This window comes from Arthrobacter sp. ZBG10 (genome assembly GCF_001238605.1).
Lineage (GTDB): Bacteria > Actinomycetota > Actinomycetes > Actinomycetales > Micrococcaceae > Arthrobacter.
In genome coordinates, this window is sequence record NZ_LFQH01000165.1 from 1 (window position 1) to 279 (window position 279).

The following is a 279-nucleotide window of genomic DNA, read 5'->3' on the forward strand; positions in this document are numbered from 1 at the left end:
GCGTTCATCCAGTACTCGCGGCAGTTCACCATGCCGCTGGCGCAGCTGGGGTCCATGGCGAACCTGCTGCAGTCCGGGGTGGCGTCCGCTGAGCGGGTGTTCTCGCTGCTGGATGAGGAGGAGGAGCTGACGGACCCGGACGCGCCGCTGCGGCCCGAATCGGTGCGGGGGCGGCTGGAGTTCGAGGACGTGTCCTTTGCGTACTCGGCGGACAAGCCGTTGATCTCTTCGCTGTCTTTGATGGCGGAGCCGGGGCAGACGGTGGCGATTGTGGGGCCC

The 279-nt window shown here is 67.7% G+C and carries 1 pseudogene; it reads left to right on the top strand.

The window, feature by feature from the left end:
* Positions 1–279 (top strand): annotated as a pseudogene (locus ACU18_RS19035) (ABC transporter ATP-binding protein); the annotation flags it as partial.